The sequence below is a fragment of the Saccharomonospora iraqiensis subsp. iraqiensis genome, from assembly GCF_000430445.1.
GTDB lineage: Bacteria > Actinomycetota > Actinomycetes > Mycobacteriales > Pseudonocardiaceae > Saccharomonospora > Saccharomonospora iraqiensis.
In genome coordinates this window covers 39,588-44,732 of the sequence record NZ_KE387083.1, presented here as the reverse complement: position 1 = coordinate 44,732, position 5,145 = coordinate 39,588, and the positions used below count along the sequence as shown (strand labels likewise).

The window sequence follows — 5,145 nt, the reverse complement described above, 5'->3', positions numbered from 1 at the left end:
CGACGGCCGGTGGAATCCGCGCCCCCGGCCCGGGCACGATGGCACCGTGACCACGGCACGGAACACGGACCCTCCGCGCAGGCGCGGCCGCAGGCCGGTGGGGCAGGACACCCGGACGGCGCTGCTGGAGGCGGCGCGCGCGATGTTCGCCGAGAACGGGTACGACCGCGCGACGGTGCGCGCCATCGCCACCAGGGCCGGTGTGGATCCGGCCATGGTCAACCACTGGTTCGGCGGCAAGGAGGGCCTGTTCGCCCGGGCTGTCCTGCACGTGCCGTTCGACCACCGCGAGATCGTCGACCGGGTCACCGCGGACGGGCCGGACCGCCTCGGGGAGAACATCGTGCGGACGTTCGTCACCGTCTGGGACGGGGCGGGCGGGGACGTGTTCGCGGCACTCGTGCGCGGCATCAGCACGCACGACCGGGTTCTCGGCGTGCTGAAGGACACCCTGGTGGACACGATGCTCGCCGAGATCGTCCGCACGGCGGCCACGGACGCGCCGGACCTGCGTGCGGCGCTGTGCGCCACGCAGATCGTCGGACTCGGCACGATGCGCTACGTCGTCGGGCTGGAACCGGTCGCCTCGGCCGACGTCGACACACTGGTCGCGACCGTGGCACCGACGTTGCAGCGCTACCTCACCGGTGACCTCACCGACGACCTCACCCCGGGCGGGAGCGGCGGCGGAAACCCCTGACGCCGCCGTCCCCGCGGCCTTCCCCGCGTCCGGGAGCCGTCACGCACCCGGGCCGGTGTCGGACAGCAGCACCCGCTCGTCGGTGTCGAAGCACGACCGGGAACCGGTGTGGCAGGCAGGCCCGGTCTGCTCGACCCGCACCAGCAGGGTGTCGGCGTCGCAGTCGAGCCGCACCTCGCGCACGTACTGGGTGTGCCCGGAGGTCTCCCCCTTGACCCACAACGTGCCCCTGCTGCGGGAGAAGTAGGTGGCACGGCGGGTGTTCAGCGTCCGGTGCAGCGCCTCGTCGTCCATCCAGGCCACCATCAGCACCTCCGAGGTGGTGTGCTCGACGACCACGGCGCACACGAGGCCGTCGGCGGTGCGCTTGAGCCTGTCCGCGATCGCCGGATCGAGTGCGCCGCTCACCGGACCACCACACCCTCGGCGCGCAGCGCGTCCTTGACCGCACCGATCGTGAACTCCTTGAAGTGGAACACGCTCGCCGCGAGCACGGCGTCCGCCCCCGCGTCGACCGCGGGCGGGAAGTGCGCCACCTCGCCCGCACCACCACTGGCGATCAGCGGGACCCGCACCGCGGCGCGCACCAGCCGGAGCAGCTCCAGGTCGAACCCGGCCCGGGTGCCGTCGGCGTCCATGGAGTTCAGCAGGATCTCGCCGACCCCGAGCTCCTCGCCGCGCGCCGCCCACTCGACGGCGTCGATGCCGGTGCCCCGGCGTCCGCCGTGCGTGGTGACCTCGAACCCGGAGGCGGTCGGCGTCCCGTCCGCGGGCACCCGGCGTGCGTCGACCGAGAGCACCACGCACTGCGCGCCGAACCGCTGGGACGCCTCGCGCAGCAGTTCGGGGCGGGCGACGGCGGCGGTGTTGACACTGACCTTGTCCGCGCCGGCCCGCAGCAGCCGGTCCACGTCGTCGGTGCTGCGCACGCCCCCGCCCACGGTCAGCGGGATGAACACCTGCTCGGCCGTGCGGCGGACGACGTCGTAGGTGGTCTCCCGGTCGCCGGAGGAGGCGGTGACGTCCAGGAAGGTGAGTTCGTCGGCGCCCTCGGCGTCGTAGACGCGGGCGAGTTCGACCGGGTCGCCCGCATCGCGCAGACCGGTGAAGTTGACGCCCTTGACCACCCGGCCCGCGTCCACGTCCAGGCAGGGGATGACTCGCACGGCGACGGACATGCCGTCAGCCTACCCAGGCGGCCGCACGGACCCGCCCGCCGGCCGCGCGGCACCGGAGGTGCAGCGCACACGCGTATCACCCGGACGTGTGGGCACGAGGTGCCTCTCTACAGTGACTCCATGACACTCGGCCCGATGCCAGACGCGCGGACCGTCGACGACCCCCCTTCGCCGGACGGCGCGACCGGGACGGGACGGCGTGTCCCCCTCGCTCCCGTCGCCTCGGTGGGCGCGGGTACCGCCCTGATCGGACTGCACGCGTGGCAGTACGGCAGCTGGCTGATCGACGACGCGGCGATCACCTTCGCCTACGCGCGCAGCTTCGCGGAGGGACTCGGGTCGGTCGTCCAGCCGGGCGCCGAGCCGGTGGAGGGCTTCTCCAACCCGACCTGGTTGCTGTTGCTGGTGCTCGGGCGCGTGGTCGGGTTGTTCGACCACGGCACCCTGTTCGGTGTCCCGGACTACGTCCTCTACCCGAAGCTGCTCGCGCTGCTGTGCTGCGCGGGGATCCTCACCGCCTGCCACCGGGCCGCGCGGCGGGTGCTGTCCCGCCCCTGGTTGGTGCCGCTGGTGGTCGGCGCCCTGCTCGCGGCGATCCCGTCCTTCGTGATCTGGAGTTTCTCCGGGCTGGAGAACGCGCTCTACGCACTAATTCTCGTCGGCCTCGCGGTCCTGCTGTTCCGCGCGGTGCTGGACGGGCGCCTGCTGACCCCACGGGTGGCCGTCGCGGCGGGCGTCCTCGCCGCGCTCGCCGCCCTGACCCGCCCGGAGGGACTGATCTACGCGGGCGCGTACCCGTTGGTGGTCCTCGGGAACCTGAGCCGGGCGACGGTGCGCCGGAGCGTGCGGCACGTGCTGGTGTCGACGGCGGCCTTCGGCGTGCCCGTGGGCGGCTACCTCGCCTGGCGGCTGGTGCGGTTCGGGCAGGTGCTCGCGAGTCCGTCGGTGGCGAAGGGGCAGGACCTGCCCACCCTGCACGACCTGGCGCGGCCCGGTGAGCTGGTGAACTACCTCGGCGCTCCGGCGGCGTTGCTGGTCATGGCGGTGCTGGGCATCGCCCTGGCCCGGGCCCCGTGGTGGCGCGGCGGCCTGTACGCGCTGCTCGTGCCGCTCGGACTCGCCGTCACCGCGTACGCGGTGCTGGAGGGGGACTGGATGCGGCAGTTCCGGTTCGCCACCCCGGTGTGGGTGCTGGGGGCACTGGCGGCCACGCTGGCCACGGCCGAGGTGTGGCGCCGCGCCCGCACGCGGAACCGGGCGTGGCTGACCGCCGGGCTGGTCGCCGTGCTGCTGCCCAGCTCGGCGGGATTCGCCCACGCGGCGGAGCGGTTCCGGGGCGATCCGAACATCTCCGCCTGCTACGTCGCCGACCGGTTCGGGCGCGTCTTCAACGGCTACGCCGACATCCTCGGGCTGGACCACGCCTCCCTGCTCCTGCCCGATCTCGGGGGGACGGCCATGACCAGCGACCTCCGGCTGGTCGACATGGCCGGCCTGACCCACGACGGGTTCACCGGGTTCGCCAGGGACAAGGACCGCGCCGGGCAACGCGACTACGTCTACGAGGTGCTCGAACCCACCTTCATCCACGTGCGGGAGCCGTGGAGCAGCGGGACCGGGATCGGCCTCGACCCGAGGTTGGCGGAGCACTACCACCCGATCCACTTCGACATCTACCAGCACGGACCGCACGGCGACTGGGTCCGCAAGGAGGCGGTGCGCACGCCGGAACTGCTCGCCGAGGTGCGCGACCACGCCCACCGCACGACCACCTGGATCGAGCAGCGTGCCGGGGTGAACCCGCTCCGCGACTGCGGCCCGACGCTCCGGCGCGGGCAGACGACCCCGAGCGAACCGGTTCCGGACCGGCCGGGCCGTGCGCCGCTTCCCGAGGACGCCTTCCCGGAGGCGTTCTCGGAGTAGGTCGACGGACGGTTCAATCCGCGGCGACCGCCGCCAGCGCCTCCGGCAGGGTGAACGCCCCGGCGTAGAGGGCCTTGCCGACGATCGCGCCCTCGACCCCGTCGGTCTCCAGGGTCGCCAGCGCACGCAGGTCGTCGAGCGTGGAAACCCCGCCCGAGGCGATCACCGCGGCGTCGGTGCGGGCGGTCACCTCCCGCAGCAGCTCCAGATTCGGCCCGCGCAGGGTGCCGTCCTTGCTGACGTCGGTGACGACGTAGCGCTGGGCGCCGTCCCGGTCGAGGCGGTCGAGGGCCTGCCACAGGTCACCCCCGTCGCGGGTCCAGCCGCGGGCGGCGAGCCGGTGGCCCTCCTCGGTGATGCGTACGTCGAGCCCGATGGCCACCCGGTCACCGTGGGTGGCGACCACCTTCGCGCTCCACTCCGGGTCCTCCAGGGCGGCCGTGCCGAGGTTGACCCGGCGCGCACCGGTGGCCAGCGCGGCCTCCAGCGAGGCGTCGTCGCGGATGCCGCCGGACAGTTCCACGTCCACGTCCAACCTGCCGACGACGTCGGCGAGCAGCTCGCGGTTGGAACCCCGGCCGAACGCGGCGTCGAGGTCGACCAGATGGATCCACTCGGCCCCGTCCCGCTGCCAGGACAACGCCGCCTCCAGCGGCGAACCGTAGGCCGTCTCGGTTCCTGCCGCGCCCTGCACCAGGCGCACCGCCTGCCCGTCGGCCACGTCGACGGCCGGAAGAAGTGTGAAGCTCACGCCGCCACTATAGGAGAGGGCCCCGCGCCGCCGGGTGGCAGGACGGGCGCGGGCGCGGGTCGCCGTGCGCCCGCGGTCACAGGGTGTCGACCCAGTTCCGCAGGATGTGCGCCCCGGCGTCGCCCGACTTCTCCGGGTGGAACTGGGTGGCCCACAGCGGCCCGTTCTCCACCGCGGCGACGAAGTCCCCACCGTGGTGCGCCCACGTCACGGCGGCGTGCCCGGCGGGCAGTTCGGAGTCGAGCGTCCAGCGGCGCACGGCGTAGGAGTGGACGAAGTAGAACCGGGTGTCGGCGTCCAGTCCCGCGAAGAGGCGGGAGTCCGACGGCGCGGCGACGGTGTTCCACCCCATGTGCGGCAGCACCTCGGCGTCGAGAGCCTCCACGGTCCCCGGCCACTCGCCGACGCCCTTCGCCTCGACGCCGTGCTCGACCCCGCGCTCGAACAGGATCTGCATTCCCACGCAGATGCCGAGCACGGGCCTGCTCCCGGCGAGCCGCTTGCCGATGATCCGCTCGCCGCCGACGGCGAGCAGCCCGTCCATGCAGGCGGCGAAGGCGCCGACACCGGGGACGACGAGACCGTCGGCGGAC

At 73.5% G+C, this 5,145-nt stretch carries 6 protein-coding genes; 2 read left to right on the top strand and 4 right to left on the bottom strand.

Annotated features, from left to right (window positions below):
- Window positions 1-46: 46 nt before the first annotated feature.
- Window positions 47-700: a TetR/AcrR family transcriptional regulator gene (locus ACTIR_RS0109765; protein WP_026454128.1), complete on the top strand. Its 654-nt coding sequence runs from the start codon at window positions 47-49 to the stop codon at window positions 698-700.
- Between the two features lie 39 nt (window positions 701-739).
- Here the strand turns inward: ACTIR_RS0109765 and hisI are convergent, their stop codons facing one another.
- Window positions 740-1,108 (bottom strand): phosphoribosyl-AMP cyclohydrolase, encoded by a 369-nt coding sequence (gene hisI, locus ACTIR_RS0109760; protein WP_026454127.1) that lies wholly within the window; start codon window positions 1,106-1,108, stop codon window positions 740-742.
- Window positions 1,105-1,878, bottom strand: coding sequence for an imidazole glycerol phosphate synthase subunit HisF (gene hisF / locus ACTIR_RS0109755; RefSeq protein ID WP_026454126.1), 774 nt, complete (start codon window positions 1,876-1,878; stop codon window positions 1,105-1,107). The genes hisI and hisF overlap by 4 nt, the downstream gene beginning before the upstream one ends.
- 120 nt (window positions 1,879-1,998) lie before the next feature.
- Here hisF and ACTIR_RS0109750 point away from each other — a divergent pair, with 120 nt between their 5' ends.
- Window positions 1,999-3,801, top strand: coding sequence for a hypothetical protein (locus tag ACTIR_RS0109750; protein WP_034239277.1), 1,803 nt, complete (start codon window positions 1,999-2,001; stop codon window positions 3,799-3,801).
- Window positions 3,802-3,814: 13 nt separating this feature from the next.
- Here ACTIR_RS0109750 and priA read toward each other — a convergent pair whose 3' ends face one another.
- On the bottom strand, window positions 3,815-4,552 hold the full coding sequence (gene priA / locus ACTIR_RS0109745; RefSeq protein WP_026454124.1) for a bifunctional 1-(5-phosphoribosyl)-5-((5-phosphoribosylamino)methylideneamino)imidazole-4-carboxamide isomerase/phosphoribosylanthranilate isomerase PriA: 738 nt from the start codon (window positions 4,550-4,552) through the stop codon (window positions 3,815-3,817).
- A 76-nt stretch (window positions 4,553-4,628) separates the two neighbouring features.
- Window positions 4,629-5,145, bottom strand: a 517-nt coding sequence (gene hisH, locus ACTIR_RS22565) for an imidazole glycerol phosphate synthase subunit HisH (RefSeq protein ID WP_065388561.1), incomplete at its 5' end; no start/stop codon positions are given.

Excerpts from the sequence above, each read along its gene's own strand:
- ACTIR_RS0109750 (WP_034239277.1), top strand. The coding sequence starts at position 1,999 with ATGACACTCGGCCCGATGCCAGACGCGCGGACCGTCGACGACCCCCCT.
- hisF (WP_026454126.1), bottom strand. The coding sequence starts at position 1,878 with ATGTCCGTCGCCGTGCGAGTCATCCCCTGCCTGGACGTGGACGCGGGC.